General features: G+C 61.8%; 17 protein-coding genes. 12 read left to right on the top strand and 5 right to left on the bottom strand.

Going from position 1 to position 21,614, the window contains the following annotated elements; all coding sequences use genetic code 11:
* Nucleotides 1-1,475 (top strand): HNH endonuclease signature motif containing protein (locus JMA46_RS09995; protein ID WP_207345192.1); only part of this gene is annotated, 1,475 nt, incomplete at its 5' end.
* Nucleotides 1,476-1,592: 117 nt separating this feature from the next.
* Here JMA46_RS09995 and JMA46_RS10000 read toward each other — a convergent pair.
* From JMA46_RS10000 to JMA46_RS10010, 3 genes are read right to left on the bottom strand one after another with little or no spacing between them, the layout of a single operon-like run.
* Nucleotides 1,593-3,302 (bottom strand): DUF5719 family protein, encoded by a 1,710-nt coding sequence (locus tag JMA46_RS10000; protein ID WP_207345193.1) that lies wholly within the window; start codon nucleotides 3,300-3,302, stop codon nucleotides 1,593-1,595.
* Nucleotides 3,295-6,711 carry a glycosyltransferase family 2 protein gene (locus tag JMA46_RS10005; protein WP_348770119.1) on the bottom strand — a complete coding sequence of 1,139 codons (3,417 nt, stop codon included), beginning with the start codon at nucleotides 6,709-6,711 and terminating at the stop codon, nucleotides 3,295-3,297. Before JMA46_RS10005 ends, JMA46_RS10000 begins: the two co-directional genes overlap by 8 nt.
* A complete protein-coding gene (locus JMA46_RS10010; RefSeq protein ID WP_207345194.1) occupies nucleotides 6,711-7,250 on the bottom strand; it encodes a WhiB family transcriptional regulator in 540 nt (179 codons plus the stop codon). Before JMA46_RS10010 ends, JMA46_RS10005 begins: the two co-directional genes overlap by 1 nt.
* A 423-nt stretch (nucleotides 7,251-7,673) precedes the next feature.
* On the opposite strand from JMA46_RS10010, the gene JMA46_RS10015 reads away from it, so the two are divergent.
* A complete protein-coding gene (locus JMA46_RS10015; RefSeq protein WP_207345195.1) occupies nucleotides 7,674-8,426 on the top strand; it encodes a TIGR03089 family protein in 753 nt (250 codons plus the stop codon).
* Nucleotides 8,427-8,452: 26 nt separating this feature from the next.
* Here the strand turns inward: JMA46_RS10015 and JMA46_RS10020 are convergent, their stop codons facing one another.
* Nucleotides 8,453-8,956 carry a GtrA family protein gene (locus JMA46_RS10020; RefSeq protein WP_207345196.1) on the bottom strand — a complete coding sequence of 168 codons (504 nt, stop codon included), beginning with the start codon at nucleotides 8,954-8,956 and terminating at the stop codon, nucleotides 8,453-8,455.
* Nucleotides 8,957-9,149: 193 nt separating this feature from the next.
* Here JMA46_RS10020 and JMA46_RS10025 point away from each other — a divergent pair, with 193 nt between their 5' ends.
* The 5 genes from JMA46_RS10025 (at nucleotide 9,150) to JMA46_RS10045 (ending at nucleotide 14,907) form a co-directional block, all read left to right on the top strand.
* Entirely contained in the window at nucleotides 9,150-10,319 is a 1,170-nt protein-coding gene (locus JMA46_RS10025) for a 5-(carboxyamino)imidazole ribonucleotide synthase (protein WP_207345197.1), read from the top strand.
* A complete protein-coding gene (gene purE, locus JMA46_RS10030) occupies nucleotides 10,316-10,915 on the top strand; it encodes a 5-(carboxyamino)imidazole ribonucleotide mutase (RefSeq protein ID WP_207345198.1) in 600 nt (199 codons plus the stop codon). The genes JMA46_RS10025 and purE overlap by 4 nt, the downstream gene beginning before the upstream one ends.
* Nucleotides 10,912-12,561: an LCP family protein gene (locus JMA46_RS10035; protein ID WP_207345199.1), complete on the top strand. Its 1,650-nt coding sequence runs from the start codon at nucleotides 10,912-10,914 to the stop codon at nucleotides 12,559-12,561. Before purE ends, JMA46_RS10035 begins: the two co-directional genes overlap by 4 nt.
* Before the next feature lie 94 nt (nucleotides 12,562-12,655).
* Nucleotides 12,656-13,918: a mannose-6-phosphate isomerase, class I gene (gene manA, locus JMA46_RS10040; RefSeq protein ID WP_207345200.1), complete on the top strand. Its 1,263-nt coding sequence runs from the start codon at nucleotides 12,656-12,658 to the stop codon at nucleotides 13,916-13,918.
* Nucleotides 13,915-14,907: a peptidoglycan bridge formation glycyltransferase FemA/FemB family protein gene (locus JMA46_RS10045; protein WP_207345201.1), complete on the top strand. Its 993-nt coding sequence runs from the start codon at nucleotides 13,915-13,917 to the stop codon at nucleotides 14,905-14,907. The genes manA and JMA46_RS10045 overlap by 4 nt, the downstream gene beginning before the upstream one ends.
* A gap of 72 nt (nucleotides 14,908-14,979) precedes the next feature.
* Here JMA46_RS10045 and glpX read toward each other — a convergent pair whose 3' ends face one another.
* Nucleotides 14,980-15,996, bottom strand: coding sequence for a class II fructose-bisphosphatase (gene glpX / locus JMA46_RS10050; protein WP_207345247.1), 1,017 nt, complete (start codon nucleotides 15,994-15,996; stop codon nucleotides 14,980-14,982).
* 196 nt (nucleotides 15,997-16,192) lie between these two features.
* On the opposite strand from glpX, the gene JMA46_RS10055 reads away from it, so the two are divergent.
* From JMA46_RS10055 to JMA46_RS10075, 5 genes are all read left to right on the top strand, one after another.
* Complete coding sequence (locus JMA46_RS10055; RefSeq protein WP_348770114.1) at nucleotides 16,193-16,840, top strand: DUF4245 domain-containing protein; 648 nt, start codon at nucleotides 16,193-16,195, stop codon at nucleotides 16,838-16,840.
* A complete protein-coding gene (locus tag JMA46_RS10060) occupies nucleotides 16,840-17,499 on the top strand; it encodes a carbonic anhydrase (RefSeq protein WP_207345202.1) in 660 nt (219 codons plus the stop codon). Before JMA46_RS10055 ends, JMA46_RS10060 begins: the two co-directional genes overlap by 1 nt.
* Before the next feature lie 178 nt (nucleotides 17,500-17,677).
* Nucleotides 17,678-19,108, top strand: coding sequence for a class II fumarate hydratase (locus JMA46_RS10065; RefSeq protein ID WP_207345203.1), 1,431 nt, complete (start codon nucleotides 17,678-17,680; stop codon nucleotides 19,106-19,108).
* A gap of 211 nt (nucleotides 19,109-19,319) precedes the next feature.
* On the top strand, nucleotides 19,320-19,997 hold the full coding sequence (locus JMA46_RS10070) for a TetR family transcriptional regulator (RefSeq protein WP_207345204.1): 678 nt from the start codon (nucleotides 19,320-19,322) through the stop codon (nucleotides 19,995-19,997).
* The gene (locus JMA46_RS10075; RefSeq protein ID WP_207345205.1) at nucleotides 19,994-21,598 is read left to right on the top strand and encodes an MDR family MFS transporter; all 1,605 of its coding nucleotides are present in this window, start codon (nucleotides 19,994-19,996) and stop codon (nucleotides 21,596-21,598) included. Before JMA46_RS10070 ends, JMA46_RS10075 begins: the two co-directional genes overlap by 4 nt.
* The last annotated feature ends 16 nt before the right edge of the window (nucleotides 21,599-21,614 follow it).

Genomic DNA, 21,614 nt, shown 5'->3' on the forward strand with positions numbered 1-21,614 from the left:
AGGCCTACCAACGCCGCGCCATGACCCTGGAACCCGGACGCGACGGCATGTCCTGGCTCACCCTGCACCTACCCACCATCAGCGCCCAAGCAGCCTGGGTCAACTGCACCCGCACAGCACGCACCATTAAACACCACCACCCACCCACCACCACCGGGACCAGCGGCAGTACCGGAGAACACCGCACCCTAGCCCAACTACGCCTCGACATCGCCACCACCCTCCTCATCAACCAACAACCCCTCCCCGGCAACAGCGGCACCACCAACACCAGCAGCAGCAATACTGACGCTGGAGGGACAACCGGAACCCGTGGCAACCGCGGTCAGGACCAAAAGGAGGAGGGTTCTGATCCGTCGGGTCAGGGAAGCGATGTCCCCTTCGGTGCCAGTTCCGCGTTCGGGGTTCACCTCATGGACGATCCCCCACCCTGGGAACACCGGCACCCCACACCACCAGAACCCGCCACCACCGGCGCCATCAGCCCTAAAGCCGGTCAACCCACCAGCCAAGACACCTCCCATAGAACTGGTACTTATGCTGATGCTGATGCTGATGCTGATGCTGATGCTGATGCTGGTTCCGCTGGTGGGGTGGGGGATGTTCCGGTGGTCGGGGAACTCCTCGGGGATGATTCAGGCTTCGTTGACGGGGTCGTGGACGGTATCCCGGAGGATCCTGAACAGGACTACCTCGACCAGCTCGAAATCCTCCGCCACCACCACGTCATGATCGACCCTCCCCTGCCCAAAGCCCTGATCTTGCTCACCGTGCCGTTCCTTTCAGCACTGAACATCACCGACGAACCCGCCGAACTCATCGGTTCCGGCCCCGTCCCGATCCCCATCGCCCAAAAACTCCTCGCCAACTCCCCCACGTTCTTACGCGTCCTCACCGATCCAGTCACCGATGAGCCCCTGGACATGAAAGCAGAACGCTACACACTACGGGAAAGCGAAAAAGCACTCCTGCGCGCCCTAGCCGGCGGCTGCTACTTCCCGAACTGCCCCAACCCCGTCATGGACACCGACACAGACCACCTCACCGCCCACGAACACGGCGGGAAAACAACCCTGACCAACCAACGACCAGCCTGCCAACGCCATCACCTGCTCAAACACTTCAAAGACGACAAAACCAGACACGGCCACTACCGCCGCGAACACGACCCGGAACGAACCAAGATCCGCCTCCGCGGCTGGAAACCCCTCCCCACCACCAACGGCACCACCGCCTGGCTCAGCCCCTCCGGAAACTACCACCGACCCCAACACCACGAACCCCGACCACCGGCCTACCCCAAATGGCTCAAAAAACGCCTCAACAACGCACTCAACACGGCCCTCAACACCCTCCAAACCACCATCCCAACCACCAGCCTGGGACCGCAACCCACCATCACCAGCCCACTAGAACACATCCTCATCAACTACACCAACCACCACAAAAATAACCACGGGCAAAGTCGCTCATAGCAACAGCTCACACTCACTCAGCGGAGCATCGCATACGGAACCGAAATGCTTGGGTTGGAGCAGCTGTTGATTCACCCGTACGAACGGACTGTTGGTCTAGTAGTTCTGACTTCTGGTCTAGTAGCCGGTGGTGATGTTAATCGACTGGGCTCCAGATGTGGTTCCTGCGATCGGTAGGACAGCAATATTGGCGGAGTCGGCCGTGTCCAGCAATTGCGTACCAAAGGTGGGTGCCCCAGCCACAGAGATCAAAACTGCAGCTGTGCCGGATCCCAGCAGTGATACAGGATTCACGGTCACTGTATTGCCAGCCTTGAGCTGAATATCTTTGCCAGCACCAAGCACGCCTGATTCGGAAATCGGCACGAGCTTGAGTGTCGCTTCCCCTTCAGTGGAGACAAACGCCAAGGTAGAACCGACTCCCTTGGGCACAGACACAAGGTGGGTGTCGCCCAATCGCGCGGCCGATGGCGCCAGCGCCAAGTCCACCGCTTTGCCCGGCTTGGTGAAATTGACTAGTCGCACAGCTGCCGTGACAGGTACGTCAGCCTTGACACTGATCGAATATGTGCCTTTGGGGAGACCACCAAGCGAGATCTCCGTAACCTTGCTCGCCCCCGCAGTAAGGACTCCACCCTTGGGCAGGGCAACCTGGCCCTCGGCGCCGTAGGCTTTGACTTCAATCACCGCGTCACTCGCTCCCGGGACGGTCACAACGAGACTGGTTGTAGCGTCTTTGTACCCGTCCTGGGCCGAGATTTCCGCTGCTGCACTTGGCGTCTGCACACGCACACCCGGGATGGTGAAGCTGGATCCAGGCGCCTGAACAGGGGCCAAATAGTCAACTCCGCCAGGAATTAGCCCTCGCAGAACAGACTGCTGGATCACGGCACTAACGGCCCCACCACTGCTCTTGAGGTGAACGCTGAGCTGTTCTTGATCCGGTGCCAAGCCGGCGAGAACCACTGAACGTACGGTTCCGGGCGCAACTACCAACCCTTTGCCGCCCGGCGCCGGTATGGGCCCGTTCGCCCCGAACAGCTCCAGTGAAACAGTGGCCGGGCTAGGAGACGAATTCGAAATCGCGAGCAACGCCGTCCGGGCAATGGATGTACTTGCCCCGGAAATCCACAGCTCATTCGAAGGCCGCTGGCATGTCGCTGCTGCCAACCCGGCCAAGTCGCCATTGCTCGCAGCGACGACGACGGAACCCGATCCTTGGGAGATTTCCTGCCCGAGCGGCTGAATGCCCAATACTGACGGCGCTCCCACCGTCTTTCCTCCCACGACGCCGGCCCTTGCCTTGGCCGCTCCCGGCAGTTCCGAAGGCTTCGGCTCAGGCATCCCTTTGGCAGACACTGGGAACAATGAAATGAACTTTCCATCCAACGCCTGCACGCCAGACTCCGGCAGTTCTCCAGTAGAGCCGCTCAGCACCACAGCATCGAGCTGGGTTGTCGTGCCCGAGGAGTTTGCCGAGAATTCAGGGTCAGCTCCAACGGAGGACCCTGCCAACAGCTGGGTGGGGCCCTGGCAATTGGCAAGGGCCTCCCCGAGCGGCAGCGGGTGCGGCACTGGGGTGACTGCTGAAGTCGCGTTGATCCCCGGATACACGCTGGCAGTCCCCACCCCCACCACAGCCACAGCCAGCGTTGCGGCCCCCACGAGGACTGCTGGCCAGCGGCGCTTGGCGCGGACAGATCTGGAAGATTTCACTGGCTTGACTGCGGGTTGCACAGCTTCTTCCGCCGTCATGGCCGTTTGGGTGGCACTGCCCTTTTTAGTAGCGCTGCCCTTTTTGACGGCATCATCCTTGATCTCAGGCACCTCTACCAACCTTTTGCAATGATGCTTCGTCCCTATAAGCGCCGGTGCCGCCACGCCGCGCACGTACTGGAATAGCCAACAGAACCGTCAACCCAAACAAGATCAACTGAACCAAGGAAAAGACCGTGCTCAGCGGCTGAACGTAGCGAATCTCCAATTCACCACCAGCCACGGGAAGCTCAAAGGCCTGGGCCCACCCCGAGGAGGATGCCTTCAGCGATTTACCATCAAGCCAAGCCTGCCACCGCGCATCCGAGCGCTCTGCCAGCACCACGCGACGACCGTCAGCTCCTGCCGCAATCGCCGTTGCCACGTTTTGCCCTTGTGAAGCCACCGGCGCCACGGACTTGCCCGCAGCGTCGACAATGCGGACACGGTTCACTACATCGCTGAGGCCCCTACTGGAATAGCCGGGCTTCACACGCCACAGCCAGCCTGATTTGGTGGGTCCCACAGTGTCCAGTCCCGGAATAGCCTCCAACTCGCCAGCCAGCAGCTCAGCTGCCGTATCACCATGGCGCAGCACCACGAAACCAACGCCAAGATCGACCAATCCTGCCCGCGGGTCAATGCCCGATTGGGACAATATGGCCGCCACACTGTCCTGCAACGTCTTCGTGGCGGGGTCTGCTTCAAGCACGAATTCCTCACCAGGGGCCCCTGTGACGAATGCTGCGGCGGCAATAGTGGATGTGGCATCCAAGGTCGTGCCAGCACTCTGCATCAGCGTGGCATGCACGCCGCCGTCGGGCATGACAGCCAAGACAATGGTGCGGCTGGCTTCAGGCCCGGTGCCACGGTCGACCGCAGTAGCCGGAATGGTTCCTGCGGTGACCGCTTGTGGCAGGAAGGGTCCAGTCAAAGCCGGGGTCTGCGGATTCTCGGAGAATTGCTGGACGCCCCACAGTCCCAAACTCACCAGCGGGGCGGCAACCAGCAGCACTGACAATGTGATGGACGTGACCTTCGCGGGCCTGTGCCGCTGCGGCTTTGAACTGTCCCTGAACTTGTGGTGCGGGCTGTAGGCACGGCGGTACGCGGCATCAAAACCAACCACAGCGGCGCCAAGCAACGCAAAGAAAGCCAGCGACACAGCGGGGCCGTTGTATGGCGTGATAAGAGTGGAGCCGTCAAACGCAACAGCAATGAACTTTCCGGCGTAGGCAGCGGCCAAAGCCAACAAGGCCACGAGCCACAACACCCGAACAACGCCGGCGCGCCGCAACGGCAGCAGCAAAGCTCCGATTGCAGCCAAGACAACGGGGGCACCAATCAAGACGACAGTCAGCCACAACCACCAAGGCGCGGTGGTAAGCGAACCCAACCCCGGGAGCCCAGCAGCGGCGTCGAGACGCTCAGGGAAGCCGAGCAGCTGCTGCCACAGCGGCCCTGGATGTGAGGCCAGCGGCAGGCCGGGATCAGCCAGCAGTGCTCGTGGGTTGGCCAAAGCGGACCAAGCAAAAGGCAGGAACAGGGCAACCGGCGGTACAAGCGCCCACCAGACGGTCTTGCCGCGGCGACCCATGAAAACGGCGGTGAGCAAAATACCCAGCACGGCCACGGGCAGCAAGCTGGGCGCAGCAGCCGTCACCGCGGCAAGGGCCAGCCCGGCGGCGGCGGCTGCCGTCCACGACGGATTGCCGTCAACACCTGTACGGCCAAGTTTCGCAACAGGGGAAGAGCCAGCCTCCCCCACCGTATCGGGAACTTGAACACCACGAACTTCCGGTCCGGCGGCTGCACCCACCGCACGAATCAAGCCCAGCATTACAACGGGAATCAATACATGAGCCAGTAGAGCGCCCACGCGCCCCTCGCCCATGGCGGTGAGCAACATCGGGGCCCCTGCCCACGCAAAACCCGCAACAATGCGGATCCAACGCCGTCGCGTCAGCGCACCGGCGGCCAGCCAAGCAGTGAAAGCGGAGAGCGGAAGAGCCAGCAGCACCAGCCAGAGTATGGATTGCGAGCCGTTGCCGCCCAACGCGCTGAGCGCAGTCAAAACAACATTGAATGGATTGCCGTGCCCTGGCATCCCTGAACCAAGTGACACCCACCAGTCGGTGGCATGCTGCCACACACTGCTCAACTGTGCTGAGACGGGAAGTAGTGCGCCACCAGCCAACGCGGGTGCGGCCAAGAAGCGCGAGAGGGCAACGAGCGAAAAGACTGTCAGGATGATGACGAGCGCCAGAGCACTGACGATCGGGGCCGTCTTAATGGCGGCCAGCGGGGCCACGCTCTCCTGGTGTGTTTCACCGGTGGGTTCATGGATGGCAGCAACGGCAAGGTTTTCCTGCGGCAGGTCCTCGTCGGGCCCAATGGTCTCCCGTAAGATCTTCAATTGGTCCCGCACGGAACCGTTCTCCACCAGGACATCCTTGTGAACGGACCGTGGCTTGGTCCACTGCACTGCGAGCGCCCTCCGGCTCTTATTCAGGGTGGCAGGGCGAAACAGGCCGGAGCACGTTGCGGCGAACATCCGCACTGCGTGGCCGGGTGCTTTCAACACGAACCCGGCAGCCAGCCAGTAGAGCGCGCCCAGGGAAATGCCTACGACGTGGAAAGGCACGGTCCAGGCCGGGGCATGTTTTAGCCGCATGAAGATTGCCGCTTTGCGGGCGGCCACGGCCGAACCCATGCCATGGGGCCTGTGCACCACGTGAAAAATGTGGGCGTCGGGAACCACAACAACCCTGTCCCCCGCCAAGCGGACCCGCGCGCAAAAGTCCAGATCATCCCCTGTGCCGGGCAGGGCAGGGTCGAATCCATCAAGTTTTTCAAATACGTCGCGGCGTACGAGCATGCCTGCTGAGTTCACCGCAAATACGTCAGACCTGTTGTCATACTGGCCCTGATCCTGCTCGTCGAGGCCGATCAGCGCGAAACGATCAAACCGCTTGTTGGCCCACAACCCAACGTCAACCAGCCGACGGTGGTTGTCCCAGTCAAGCTGCTTGCAGCCGACCACCGTTGCGGTGTTGGTACGCTCTGTAGCGTCAAGCAACCTTTGCAGCGCGTCGGGCGCGGGGGCAGCATCGTCCTGGAGCAACCAGATCCATTCATTGCAGCTCGGGCCACTTGCCCCATCGCCGCCCTCCAACACATCCACCCCACCGGCCGCGCCTGCCCGCACGGGCACCGTTGCGCCGCTGTTCAGGTGTTGCTGGTGATCCAGGACTGCGTCCACGGCCGCACCGTAGCCTTTTCGCCCGTCAAGGGAAATGACTTTGCGTTCGCCCAGCTCCTTGCGCAGCAACTCACCTGAGTCGTCTGTGGATCCGGTGTCCGCGGCAAGCACGACGTCGGCTGGCCGGGTTTGCGAGGCCAGGGCAGCCAAGACCGTGGGGAGGTAGGCACCGCCGTTGTGGGCAACCAGAACGGCCGTGACTTTTACTGCTTCAAGAATTAGACCGCTCGCTTCCGCAGCCGCCGACGCTCACGCTCCGACAGGCCGCCCCAGATTCCAAACCGCTCATCATTGGCCAGAGCGTATTCAAGGCATTGGGCTTTGACGTTGCACGCACCGCACACCTTTTTGGCATCCCGGGTGGAACCACCCTTTTCAGGAAAGAAGGCCTCCGGATCGGTTTGCGCACACAAAGCATCAGTCTGCCAGCCTAGTTCACCTTCGTCGCTGAAATCTTCAGGTTGGTTTCGCAACCCAATCCAAACGGGCTCGTTACCCACTCCCTCCACACTGGCCGGATGGAGTGTTGCAGGCCCTTCCTCCTCACGCGAGGTGAGGAAAGCTGTTGCTGCGTCCTCCAGGCTCTGGTGATTTTCACGTTGGTGAAAGGCAGCCGATTCCGGGTCTGCCGGGTCCACGTACCAGTCGGTTGGCACACCCCGGGAACGGTAGGCTGCGGCTGCCTGCGCTGCCACTACCCCCTCCTGATCCACTGTGCCGTCCTGGAGATTTACCACACTCAGCCGAGCCTGCCCCATAATCGTCCTCCTGAATGTTGCCGCCAATAACTGTTTGCCGAATTTTCGGTTTCCGCACCGTGCGGCCAACAGTCTGTCTAAGAGCGGTTCGTACGTCCAATTCCTGCTAATTGCTGGGTCTAATTACATCCATGTAAGTTCGCCACGTCAAGCGGAGCCGAATGATAACCACTACTACACACGTTCTTCTGGCACGCCACGCCCGAGAATTTCATAGCAACACATACCTGCAATGACGCAGGGTTACGCACTCAAAGCGTTGTCACTGTCTGAACCCCACTCATTTTCAGGAACTTTTCACCACCGCCACCTGCGCCGTGTAATGCACATCACGCCACAAAGGGCAATTTATCCATTCGATGGCCTCAATGGTGGGCGTTGGCGGGGCCGCACCCAAGGACAGACGTGGAAAGATGGTTAACCATGAACCTCCGACCCGGCACACTCACCGATCTACTCGCGACCTTGCGCACCAACAACCCCACCGCACCCAGATTGACTTGGTACGGGCCTGACGCCGAGCGCGTGGAGTTTTCCGGACGTGTGCTGGAAAACTGGGTGGCCAAGACGGCAAACTACTTGGTTGACGAGCTCGACGCCGAACCCGGCACCGTTGTTGATCTGGACCTGCCGCTGCACTGGCGTTCGCTGGTATGGCTGCTGGCCACCTGGGCAGTGGGCGCCACGGCCACTGTGACGAATGCAGCAGCCACACCGGAGACAACCCACCGCACCGACATTGTGGCCACCACCAACCCCGCGGCAGCACAACTTCGCTTTGACGGGGCATCGCCGAGCCCGCTGGTGGTTGCAGTGGCGCTGCCTGCGCTCCAGATGCGCTGGATGGAAGATCTGCCTGCGCGAACCCTTGACTACTGCGGGGACGTGCGGGCACACGCAGACGTGTTCTCCGCCGATGACGCTCCGGCTCCCACAGCCCTCGCCTGGCAGCACGGAACCACAGCCGTCAGCTACGACCAACTGCTGGCCTCCGAGGACCAGCCTGCAGTGCAACAAGCACCCCGGCGGGTCATGTTGCAAGCCAGCGAAGGGTGGGCCGCCGTCGTACCTGCCGCCCTCAACGCTTGGGCAGACGGTGGTTCAGTGGTCCTGCTGGACACCGGTGTGGAGCCCACGGAAAAGTTGCGCACCAGCGAAAACATCAGCCAGGGTTGAGCCCGGCGCCTCTAGTTCTCTACCTGTTATTTCTCAACTTGGGGCTCAAGGAGCTTATGGTCATCGGCAAAGCCCGGCTCCTGGTCAAGTTCAGCGGTGAAGACCCAAAACCTGTAGGCAAAGAAGCGGAAGATGGTGCCAAGGACCAGGCCAACCACAGATCCTGACACGAAGTCCGCATAGGCCGATTCAAAACCGAGGACCCAGTGGGAAATGTAGACGCACGCGCCCGCTATCGCGATACCGACGCCGTTCATGAGAATGAACATGCTCACTTCGCGCAACACATTGGCTTGACGGCGGTGGCGGAACGTCCAATATCTATTGGCAAGCCAGGAAAAAATGGTGGCCACAATGGCGGAGATGATCTTCGCCTTGGTGGGGTGTCCGGACATGCTTCCGCCGAGCAGCCACAGGTAGATTCCGGTGTCGATCACGAAGGCGATGCCACCAACAACACCAAATTTGGCCACTTCACGCCAAAATAGGCCCATGAGGCCTTTGATGCGGTCGACGAGTTTTCCGAACATGATCCTCCGTGGGCTAACGGCCAAAAACGGATGAATCACGCTGCGGCCTTCCCTAGATTCTAAGCCACCTCATCTCTTCCCCGATCAAAACAGGCGCCGATGAACTGGGAATAGGCCCATATTTGGCCGTGAACTCGCCCCATGTGCGGGGTAAAGGCAGGGAACAGGACAGACTTTCGGTACGCTGGGGACTGTGACTTTTCCTGTGATCGGTGTAGTGGGCGGTGGACAGCTGGCCCGCATGATGGCCCCTGCCGCCGTGGCCCTTGGTTTTGAATTGCGTGTCCTGGCTGAATCCCCGGAGGTGTGCGCTGTGGCAGTCGTTGCCCAGGCACCCGTGGGCGACTACACGGACCTTGACGCTTTGCGCGGCTTTGCCCGTGGCGTTGACGTGCTCACTTTTGACCACGAACACGTCCCCAGCGACCACTTGCAAACGCTCATCGCCGAAGGCGTGAACGTCCAGCCGCGTCCCGATGCGCTCATCAACGCCCAGGACAAACTGGTCATGCGCGCCGCCATTGAACGCCTTGGCCTGCCGAACCCTGCCTGGGCAGCAGTGACCTCCGTGGCAGAAATCACAACTTTCGGTGACACGCACGGCTGGCCCGTGGTGCTGAAGATGCCGCGCGGTGGATACGACGGCAAGGGCGTCGCATTCCTGGGCAACGCCGAGAACGCCGCGGAATTCGCCCAGTGGTTCGATGCCATGAGCCCGCTCCTCGTGGAGGAAACTGTGGACTTCTCCCGCGAACTCTCCGCCCTGGTGGCCCGCACACCGTCCGGCGAGGCCAAGGCCTGGCCTGTGGCCGAGTCCATCCAGGTGGCAGGGGTGTGCGACGAAGTCATCGCTCCCGCCCCCGGCATCCCGGACGACGTCGCCACCCAAGCCCAGCAGGCCGCCCTGAAGATCGCCGCCGAGCTCGGTGTCACCGGCGTCATGGCTGCCGAACTGTTCGAAACACCCGGCCGCGGACCCGGCTACCTCGTCAACGAACTCGCCATGCGTCCGCACAACACAGGTCACTGGACCATGGACGGTGCCGTCACTAGCCAGTTCGAACAGCATCTGCGTGCCGTGCTTGACCTGCCCTTGGGTGCCACCGACGCACTCGGGGAGATCGTCGTCATGAAGAATTTCCTGGGCGGCGCCAACCAGGACCTGTTCAGCGCCTACCCTGCCGCTCTGGCAGCTGACCCGTCCGTCAAAGTGCACAGCTACGGAAAGTCAGTACGCCCCGGCCGCAAGATCGGCCACGTTAATTTGATTGGTTCCGGGAACGACGACATAGCCGCCGTCCGCGCCCGCGCCACCACCGTGGCAAACATCATCCGCGACGGAGCAGAAGGAGCACAACGATGACACCAACCACCACCGCCGGGTCCGCCACGCCTTTGGTGGGCATTGTCATGGGCTCCGACTCAGATTGGCCCGTCATGGAAGCGGCCGCTGCGGCCCTGAGCGAGTTCAACATCCCCTTTGAAACGGATGTTGTCTCCGCCCACCGCATGCCCACGGAAATGATCGCCTACGGCCAGGACGCCGCCGCCCGCGGCATCAGGGTCATCATTGCAGGCGCCGGTGGCGCAGCCCACCTGCCCGGCATGCTTGCCTCCGTCACCACCCTTCCCGTGGTGGGTGTCCCCGTGCCGCTGAAGACCTTGGATGGCATGGATTCGCTGCTGTCAATCGTCCAGATGCCAGCAGGTGTCCCCGTAGCCGCCGTTTCCATCGGAGGTGCCCGCAACGCCGGCTTGTTGGCCGTGCGCATGCTTGCCTCCGGCACCGACGAACTTGCTCTGCACCTCGCTGGAAAACTTGTGGACTTTGCGCAGGCACTGAAAGACCAGGCCTCCGCCAAAGGCGCAGCACTGCGTGAAAAGGCCGGCGCAAGTTACCCGTTGGCGGTGCTGCCGAAGAAAAATGGCACGGCACTGGGTGTGAGCGAGGACGCATGAGTTTTGGCAGCCCCAAGGTCAACAAGGCCTCCAGCCGCCCGCCAGTGTTGACAAACCCAGTCCGGTACCCGGAATCGGCGTCTGCACTCGTGCGCTCAAAACGAGCCTGGTTCCTGCTGCTGCTGACGCTTTTCCTGCCAGGCTCCGCACAAATCGTGGCCGGCAACAAACGGCTCGGCCGACTTGCCCTGGGCTGCACTTTCGCCGCCTGGGCACTGGTGATCATCGCCGTCGTGCTTGGTCTGCTCCAGCGCGAAACGCTGCTTAACCTTTTCACCAACCCACTCACGTCCCTGCTGATCATTGTGGTGCTGGCCGCGGCGGCTGTGGGCTGGGCCGTGATGTTCCTGAACACGTTGAAGATCATCAGGCCCGCACTGCTGGCCCCCGGAATGCGTGGGCTGGTGGGCGCTGCGCTGGTGGTCCTCATGGTTGCCACAAGCGGCTCGTTGGGCTATGGGGCGTTCCTGATCAATTCAGGGCGAAACGCGATCACCAACATTTTCCAGACCGGTCCTGATATGTTGCCGGTGGACGGACGCTACAACTTCCTGGTGATGGGCGGGGATGCCGGCGCGGATCGCAGCGGGCGCCGGCCTGACTCGATCATCGTGGTCAGCGTCGATGCCAAGACTGGACAAGCGGCTACCATCAGCATCCCGCGCAACCTGCAAAACGCCCCGTTCTCCGTCAATTCACCACTGTGGGGCGTGTATCCGGAAGGCTATGACTGCGGCGACAACTGCATCATCAACTTCCTGTACACGGACGTCACCAACAACCACCCAAAGCTGTATCCCAACGCCCCTGATCCTGGCGCCGCAGCCATGATGGATGCCGCCGGCGGCATTCTGGGGCTGTCAATCCAGGGATACGTACTCGTTGACATGGCAGGTTTCTCCAAGCTCATCGACGCCCTGGGCGGGGTCACCATCGACGCCGGCGGCTGGGTCCCCATCAGCGGGGACGACGTCAACGGCACCGGCGACCACCTGCCGCCGACCGGCTGGATTGCCCCCGGGGTGCAGAAGCTCGACGGCTACCATGCACTTTGGTATGCCCGTTCGCGCCAGTGGGTCCTTGAATACAACCGCAGTCAACGCCAGCAGTGCATCCAAGCCGCGATGCTGGCGCAGATGGATCCGGCCACGGTGCTGACAAAATTCAACGCCATTGCCGACGCCGGCGCAAAGGTCATTGAATCCGACCTGCCTGCCGGTCAGTTGGGCAGCTTCGTCTCATTGGCGCTGAAGTCAAAAAATCACGACCTGGCTCGTTTGACCATTGGGCCTCCGGACTTCTCCCAAGACTTCCCCACGTATCCCGACTTCGACCAGATCCACCAGCGTGTCAAGGCCCTGCTCAACCCGGCGCCCGCCACACAGAACCCTGCCGCGCCGAAAACCAAGCCGGACGCTCCGGCACCTGATGCACCCGCCCCGGATGCCCCCGCCCCTGATGCACCTGCCCCTGATGCACCTGCCGAGCCGGCTCCCGAGGCTCCGGCTGTACCAGAACCAGCCCCTGCCGCACCCTCGACCAACCCGAACATCACCGAAGAATACTTGCAGCAACTGGCCATCAACGGAGATGACGTGGCCTTGTCCGGGCTGCTGTCCAACAATGGGACATGCTCCCCGGGCTAGGCTGCTTGCGTAGGCAGTTGCCTTCGCAAGCACCGTCAATCCGATCTCTAGCCAACCCGATCTGTAGTTTGTCTTGGACCAGGAGAAAATGCCCATGTTTGCACTGACCAATGTTGTCCGCGACTACGCGTGGGGCTCCCGCACGGCCATCGCCGCACTGCTGGGCACTGAGCCAAGCGGGGGCCCCGAGGCAGAGCTGTGGATGGGTGCGCACGCCGATTCACCGTCCATTGCCACCACACCCGAGGGGCCGGTGGCTCTTGACCAGCTGATCGCAGAGCACCCCCTGAGTACACTCGGCCAGGAGGCGCTTGATGCCTTTGGCGCCCAGCTGCCGTTCCTGGTCAAGCTGCTGGCAGCCGACACTGCGCTGTCACTGCAGGTGCACCCGAAGCTTGAGCGGGCGCGGGAGCGGTTTGCTGCCGAAGAGGCCGCCGGAATTCCGCGCGATGCTCCACACCGCAGCTACAAGGATGCAAATCACAAGCCGGAAATGTTGTTTGCACTGACGAACTTCGAGGCGCTCTGCGGCTTTCGCCCCAGTGCCGAGGCTGCTGACTTGTTCAGCGCCGTGGTAAACGCCATTGCCGCCACCGGCGCCCGGATACCGGAACTGCTCCAGCAGGTTCAAATGACGCTGAACTCACGCATGGCCGAACACGCCGTGGTGCAGAGTGTTTTTGAAACCCTGTTGCAGGACGGTGGCGAAACCACCGCACTGCTTGAAACTGCAATCCCAGCCCTGGCAGCTGTAGCCGCCACTTCAGCAAACACGTTGCCTCCAGCCCTGGCCACAGTGGTTGAGCTGGCCGGGCAATACCCCAGCGACTCGGGCGTCTTGGCCTCCTTACTGTTGAACCGCGTGTCATTGGTCCCCGGTCAGGCCATGTACCTGCCGGACGGCAATATCCATGCCTACTTGAATGGCTTTGGCCTTGAAGTCATGGCCTGCTCGGACAACGTACTTCGCGGTGGGCTGACGGTAAAGCATGTGGACGTGCCGGAGCTACTGGCAACAGTGGATTTCATCCCCCGCGCCGTCCCCTTGGTGCCCTCCCGAGTCACCGATCTTGGCCAGCACCTTTGGGAACCGCCCGCTGCCGAGTTCACCCTGCAACGGGTGGAGATCGCCCCTGATTCTGCACCCGTGCCACTGCTGCAAAATGGACCGCTGCTGGTCCTGTCCGTCTCCGGTGCCGTGCTCCTTGATTCCCCGCGAAGCGACATGGTCCTGGCGCGGGGCTCATCGGTCTTTGTTCCGGCAGCGGAGAATCCTGTCATGGTCCACCCCCACGTGGATGCGGCCGGGGAAACTTCCGTGGTCTTCGCCGTCACCTGTGGAGCGTTCACCTCATGAAACCCATCCTGCAAACTGCCGTCTGGGCACAGTTCCAGCGAAGCCTGGGCAAAACCGTTCACGAAGCGGAAGGGCCGGGCTGGAGTTTTCTGGCCGTCGAGGAAAAAACACCCCTAGGTACGTACCTGTACGCGCCGTACGGGCCATGCGCCGACGAGGAACCAGAACTGGCCCAGGCCATCGCCGAGCTTGCCGGTTTGGCCCGTTCCATCAAAGCCCACTACGTGCGGGTGGAACCTGCGGCCGCCGGGCTCGGCGCTGATGCCGCAGCCACCCTGATCGCCCACGGACTGCATCGCGCCCCAGCCGACGTGCAGCCACATCTGAGCTGGAAGGTCGACCTGCGCCAGGATGAGGACGCGCTGCTGAAGGGGATGCGCAGCACCAGCAGGAACTTGTTCCGCAACATTCACAAAAAGGGCGTCACTTTCGAGGTCTCCACAGATCCTGCGCAGCTGACCATCCTGCTTGGCTTCCTGCACAAGGTCTCCAACCGTGCAGATTTCACGGCGCAATCAGATAACTACCTGCGTCACGCCGCCCAAGTTCTCATGCCTGCTGGCGCCGCCAAACTGTTCATCGCCAAGCTCGACGGCGAACCCATCGCAGCAGCCCTGTCCTACGACACGGCTGACACCCGCGTCTATGCGCACGCGGCAGCCGATGACGCGCACCGCAAGCTCAACGCGGGCATACCGCTGTTGGTGACCATGATGCTGGACGCGAAAGTCTCCGGTATCAGCGAGTTCGACATGTGGGGTGTCAGCCCCGAAGACGAGCCGGAGCACCCTTGGGCGGGTTTCTCCCGTTTCAAGCGTTCCTTCGGCGGAGCCGAGGTGGAATACCCGGGAACGTGGGACCTGCCCATCAACCAGGTCATGTACACCGCCTACGCGGCAAGCCGCAAAGCACGGACGCTCCTGGTAGGTGCGCTGAAAACAGCACGCACCACGGCCAGAAGCGTCCAGGCAAAGCTCAAAAAGGGTTAAACGCAGGTCTCAACAAGCTTGAATTCAAAAAAAGCAGCCCGGCGCTAGATTGCGCCGGGCTGTTTCTGTGTGTTAGTTCGGGCGGGCGTAGGTTTCCCACTTGTGCGCCTGGTGCTCGCCGTCGACGAAGCGGATGGTGCCGGACTTGGAGCGCATGACGATGGACTGCGTCAGCACCTTGCCCTTGTCGTAACGCACGCCGCGCAACAGGTCGCCGTCGGTGATGCCCGTGGCGGCAAAGTAGCAGTTGTCGCTCGTGACGAGGTCGTTGGTGGACAGCACCCGGTCAAGGTCGTGCCCGGCATCGAGCGCCTTCTGCTTCTCGTCGTCGTCCGTGGGCCACAGACGGCCCTGGATGACGCCGCCGAGGGTCTTGATGGCGCAGGCCGCCACGATGCCCTCGGGGGTACCGCCGATGCCCATGAGGGCATCGACGCCGGTGCCGGAACGTGCTGCGGCAATGGCGCCGGCCACGTCTCCGTCCAGAATGATCTTGGTGCGTGCCCCGGCATTGCGGATGTCCTGGATGAGGGGCTGGTGGCGGTCGCGGTCCAGGACCATGACGGTGAGCTGGTTGACCTTGACACCCTTGGCCTTGGCGATGAGGTGCAGGTTTTGCTTCACGGGAAGGCGCAGGTCAACCATGTCGGCGGCTTCCGGGCCGGTGACAAGCTTCTCCATGTAGAACACGGCGGAGGGGTCGAACATGGTGCCGCGTTCTGCGACAGCCAACACGGCCAGCGCGTTGTTGATGCCCATGGCAGTCAGGCGCGTGCCGTCAATGGGATCCACGGCAACATCGCACTCGGGGCCGGAGCCGTCGCCCACAACTTCACCGTTGTACAGCATGGGGGCTTCATCCTTCTCGCCCTCACCAATGACGACAACACCGTTGAAATGGACGGTTGAAAGAAGTGAGCGCATCGCATCTACTGCAGCGCCGTCGGCCAAGTTCTTTTCTCCAAAACCGACCCAGTGGCCTCCGGCAATGGCTGCTGCCTCGGTGACGCGCACCAGTTCAAGGGCAAGGTTGCGGTCCGGTTCGTCATCGCCCACGGCGAGTGAACGGGACAATTGCGAATAATTCATCTGCGATGTTTTGTTAGCCACGTGTAAACCCCATTGTTTAGGTTGTTGCAGGACTGCCGTGCGCGGCGGTGCGCACCCTGGCATTTCTTTACTTCTGAACCAATCATAGGCGACGACGCCTCCCCCGCTGCGTGATGTGGCCCACGTCGGTAAGATCGTGGGAAAATTGTCCGCCTATTTCTGGGAAGATGGTGGGGTGAGTGATTCCAGCCCCACCCCGCCCGTCAAGCCGGTTATTGCAGCCGGTGCCGCCAAACGGGCCAACGCTTCCGTGATTGGAATGCTGTTGGCCATGCTCTCGACTGTGGCTATTGTGCTGACCATTGTGTGGCTCAATCCGCAGCAAAAGGCGGATAATTACCGTACCCCCATCGACGTCGCCGCTGTTTCAGCGCACGCGTCTGAAACGGCTGGGTTCACTCCCGTGGCGCCCGTCCTGCCCGAGGGCTGGTCCGCCAACTACGCGCGATGGAATCCGGCCGCAGCCGACGGGGTCTCATTTTGGGACGTTGGCTACATTACGGCGAGCAACACTTTCATTGCCCTGCGCCAATCCGGCACCGCGAACCCCACCTGGACTGCCACCCAAACCGGAAATGCCCCTATTACGGGAACCCGCACCGTTGACGGCAGTGATTGGGAACTCCGTGATAAACCTAAAGGTGAACGCAGCCTGGTGCTGGCCACCGGCGAAACCACCATCGTGTTGACCGGTGAAGCGGACTTCAAGGACTTCGATGTACTGGCTGCCAGCACCACCAAACTGCTTGCGGCCGAACACGCCAACCCGGCCCCCAGCAGCCCTGATCCCAACAGCACACCAACACAGAAGGACGGCAAATAATGCACGGTGGAGAAGACGGAAACATCAACGCTATTTCGGCTCATCCCCAGACGCCTGCACAGGCCTGGGCGACGCTCATGGCAGGAAACGCCCGGTTTGTGGAGGCCAGCTCTTCCCACCCCAACCAGGACGCGGCGCGCCGCAGTTCCCTCGTCTCCACCCAGCACCCGTTCGTCATGATCTTTGGCTGCTCGGACTCGCGCCTGGCCGCAGAAATCATCTTTGACCTGGGTCTCGGCGACGCCTTCGTGGTCCGCACCGCCGGCCATGTCATCGACAACACCGCTCTCGGCTCGCTCGAGTACGGCGTCGAATACCTGGGCGTGCCCCTGATCGTGGTCCTGGGCCACGACAGCTGCGGCGCCGTCACCGCCACGAAGGGCGCCGTTGCCACAGGCCAGATGCCGGCCGGCTTCATCCGCGACCTCGTCGAGCGCATCACTCCTTCAGTGCTGACCTCGCTGCGCAACGATCCGGACAGCACCATCGGCGACATGGTCGAGGAACACGTCAAGCAGACCGCCTTCCGCCTCGTGGAGAACTCCCCCATCATCGCCAGCGCCGTGGCCCGCCAAAAGACCGCAGTGGTCGGTTTGACTTACCGCCTCAACGACGGCCACGCCGACCTCGTCTACAGCAACGGCTCCATCGGCCTCTAGCCTGCGCCTTGCCTGTCAGGGTACAGCGCAGTCTGGACGACTCAGCCAAGCACAGCAATACCACGCACGACAGCGGCACTTGACTGCCGCCGTCGTGCGTGGAAAAGCCCGGGGCACCTCGAGTCGGTGCGGTCCTTGTTTTTGTGGCTCTGCCCACGGCGGCGATATGGTGTAAGACATGACTGATACAGCTGCCGCTAGCGCACCAGAATTCCGTATTGAACATGACACCATGGGCGAGGTCCGGGTTCCGGCCAACGCCCTGTACAGCGCCCAGACGCAACGGGCCGTGGAAAACTTCCCCATCTCCGGCATGACGCTGGAGCCGGCCCACATCGCTGCTCTGGCCCTCATCAAGAAGGCCGCAGCCACCACTAACGCCGAACTGGGTGTCTTGGATCCTGGACTGGCCCGGGCCATTGAGGCAGCAGCCGATCTTGTGGCTGCTGGCGGCTACGAGGGCGACTTCCCGATCGACGTTTTCCAGACCGGCTCGGGCACCTCCTCCAACATGAACATGAACGAGGTCTTGGCGACGCTGGCCAACAAGGCCCTGGCAGCTGCCAACTCCGATAAGAGCGTCCACCCCAACGACCACGTCAACGCCTCACAGTCCTCCAACGACGTGTTCCCCACCTCCGTGCACGTGGCAGCAACCTCCGCCCTGATCAACGGCCTGATCCCGGCCCTGGCCTACTTGGCCGAGTCCTTGGAGCGGAAGGAAGCCGAGTTCGCCACCGTGGTCAAGTCCGGCCGCACCCACTTGATGGATGCCACCCCCGTGACCCTGGGCCAGGAATTTGGCGGCTATGCTGCGCAGATCCGCTACGCCATTGAGCGCGTGGAATCCTCCCTGCCGCGCGTGGCCGAAGTCCCCCTCGGCGGCACCGCGGTTGGCACCGGCATCAACACCCCCGCCGGTTTCCCACAGCGCGTCATTGCCCTGCTGGCGCAGGAGACCGGCCTGCCACTCACTGAGGCCCGCAACCACTTCGAAGCCCAGGCCAACCGCGACGGACTCATTGAGGCCTCCGGCCAGCTGCGCAACATCGCCTACTCCATCATGAAGATCAGCAACGACCTTCGCTGGTTGGGATCAGGCCCCAACACCGGTCTGGGCGAGATCTCCATCCCCGACCTGCAGCCGGGCTCCTCCATCATGCCGGGCAAGGTCAACCCCGTGATCTGTGAGGCCGCCATCATGGTCGCCGCCCAGGTCATCGGCAACGACACCACCATTGCCCTGTCCTCGACGAACGGCGCCTTTGAGCTGAACGTGGGCATCCCGGTCATGGCCGCCAACCTGCTGCAGTCTATCCGCCTGCTCACCAACACCTCGCGCATCATGGCGGACAAGATGGTGGACGGACTCACCGCCAACGTGGAGCGTGCCCGTTTCCTGGCCGAGGCCTCCCCGTCGATCGTGACGCCACTGAATAAGTACATCGGATACGAAAACGGTTCCAAGATCGCCAAGCACGCCATCAAGGAGGGCCTGACCATCCGTGAAGCCGTCCTGGCCCTGGGCTTCGTGGACCGCGGCGAGTTGACCATGGAGCAGCTCGACGCCGGCCTGGACGTGCTCGCCATGACCCGCGCGCCCCAATAATAAGCCTGCACCGAGGGCGTGCCAGGCCGGCGGGGGCGGTGATAATTTCACGGCCCCTCGCTGACATGGCACGCCTTCGGCATCGCTGGACGACGGCGGGAGGTCCCCTTTGATGCAAAGGAGACCTCCCGCTCGTTTGTTTAAATGCTGTGCCTAACAACACCTTCCGACAATTTTGCACTCCTATAGAAATAGTGCAAACTTTTACTTCGTGACTGAAAGTGCAAATTTCTGTGCCGCGCCGGGCCTGCGGGCACGCGCACGTGAGGCAACCCGTTCGGCAATCACCGCAGCGGCCCGGCTCGTCACTGCGCAAAAAGGCCTCAACGGCTTCACCATCGAGCAACTGTGCGAGGAAGTGGGCATCTCCCGCCGCACGTTCTTCAACTACTTCCCGTCCAAGGAAGACGCGATCGTGGGTCACCTGTTGGATGAATTCCCGTCCGGGGACATGGCGGCCTTCCTAGCCGGCGGAGCCCAGGAGTGCGGTGCTGAACGCGGACCGCAGGGCTTGTCCACCTCACTGCTGCACGACTTGTTCGAGCTGACCTGCGCCATGGCGGTGCAAATGAACTTCAGCCGCGAACACATTCAGGATCTAATCGCAGCCATGAAGGTGGAGCCACAGCTGATGTTGAAAGTGCTGGGCAGTGCCGAAACCCGCGAACATGAATTTGCTGCCATCATCGCTGAGCGGGAGCAGCTGCCCCCTGATGATCCGGGCGCTATCATGGCCGCCGGCATTTTCGGCGCGCTGTCCCGACGCTCCAGCCAGACCTTCTTCTCCGATCACAACACGCGTTCCTATCGCGAGATCCTGGGCGGGAATGTCCTAGCCGCCCAACAGTTCTTTGTCTCCTCCCACCTGAGCCACGAAGGAAATCCATGAGCACGGCCATCAAAGCAGGCGAACCGCTCCTGCTGACCCAAAAGAGAATCTGGATTATCTTCTCCGCGCTCATTGCCGGGATGCTGCTCTCCAGCCTCGACCAAACCATCGTTTCCACCGCCATGCCCACCATTGTGGGCAAGCTTGGCGGTGTGGAGCACCAGACCTGGATCACCACCGCCTATCTGCTGGCCACCACGATCGTGATGCCCGTCTACGGAAAATTTGGGGACATCTTGGGCAGGCGGAACTTGTTCCTGGCTGCCATTGCCATCTTCACGCTCGCCTCGATCGGCTGTGCCTTCGCCACCGACTTCTGGGGCTTTGTCATCTTCCGCGCCATCCAGGGCTTGGGTGGCGGTGGGCTGATGATCCTTTCGCAAGCCATTATTGCCGACATTGTCCCGGCCAACGAGCGCGGCAAGTACATGGGCCCGTTGGGCGCAATCTTTGGCCTGGCCGCCGTTGCCGGGCCTTTGCTGGGCGGCTACTTCGTGGACCACCTCACGTGGGAATGGGCTTTCTACATCAACATCCCCGTTGGCATCATCGCCTTCATCGTGGCCTTCTTCACGCTGACCCTGCCCTCCAAGAAAGCCAGTCAGAAAATTGACTTCATGGGTGTGGCGTTCCTGTCCATCGCCACCACCTGCCTGATCTTCTTCACCGACTTTGGCGGCAAGGCCGGCGGCTGGACGTCTCTCAACACTTGGGCGTGGGGTGCCGGTTTGATCGCAGCGGTTGCGCTGTTCATCTTTACCGAGTCACGCGCCACAGATCCGATCATTCCACTGTCCCTGTTCAAGAACCCGATCTTCTTGAACTCCACGGCCATCGGCTTTGTGCTGGGCATGGGCATGTTTGCAGCCCTGGCCTTTGTTCCCACGTTCTTGCAAATGTCCTCCGGCACCTCAGCCGCCGAATCCGGCCTGCTCATGCTGCCCATGATGGTGGGCTTGATGGGCACGTCCATCTGGTCCGGTATCCGCATGACGAAAACTGGCAAGTACAAGGCCTTCCCCATCGCCGGTTCGGTGCTGACCATCCTCGCCATGCTGTGGATGACCACGTTGTCCGCAGAAACGCCCATCTGGGTTATTTGTGCCCAACTGTTCCTGTTCGGCGCCGGTTTGGGTCTGATCATGCAGATTGTGGTCATTGTGGTGCAGAACTCGGTTCCCGCTGCACAACTGGGCACGGCGACCAGTACGAACAACTACTTCCGTGAAGTTGGATCGGCTCTGGGTGTGGCAGTATTTGGTGCCATGTTCACCACTCGCCTGGCCAATTCACTCACGGACGTTTTCACTGCTGCCGGTGCCAGCCCTGAGCAGGCCGGCAACTCCATGTCCAGCCTTGACCCGCAAGCGCTCCACCAGTTGCCGCAGGCAATTCAGGACGGCATCATCAACGCCTACGCCGATTCGCTGGCACCTGTATTCTGGTACCTGATCCCCTTCATGGTGGTGGCGTTGGTATTGGCGCTGACCATGAAAGTTATCCCGCTCTCGGACACCTCCGGCATGGTGGCCCGCGGCGAGGCCATTGGCGGCGAGGAAGCCATCCGTCTCGAGGCAGAACTTGCCGCGGACAAGCCGTAAGGCATAGCAGCCCAAA

This window comes from Arthrobacter sp. E3 (assembly GCF_017353415.1).
Taxonomy (GTDB): Bacteria; Actinomycetota; Actinomycetes; order Actinomycetales; family Micrococcaceae; genus Specibacter.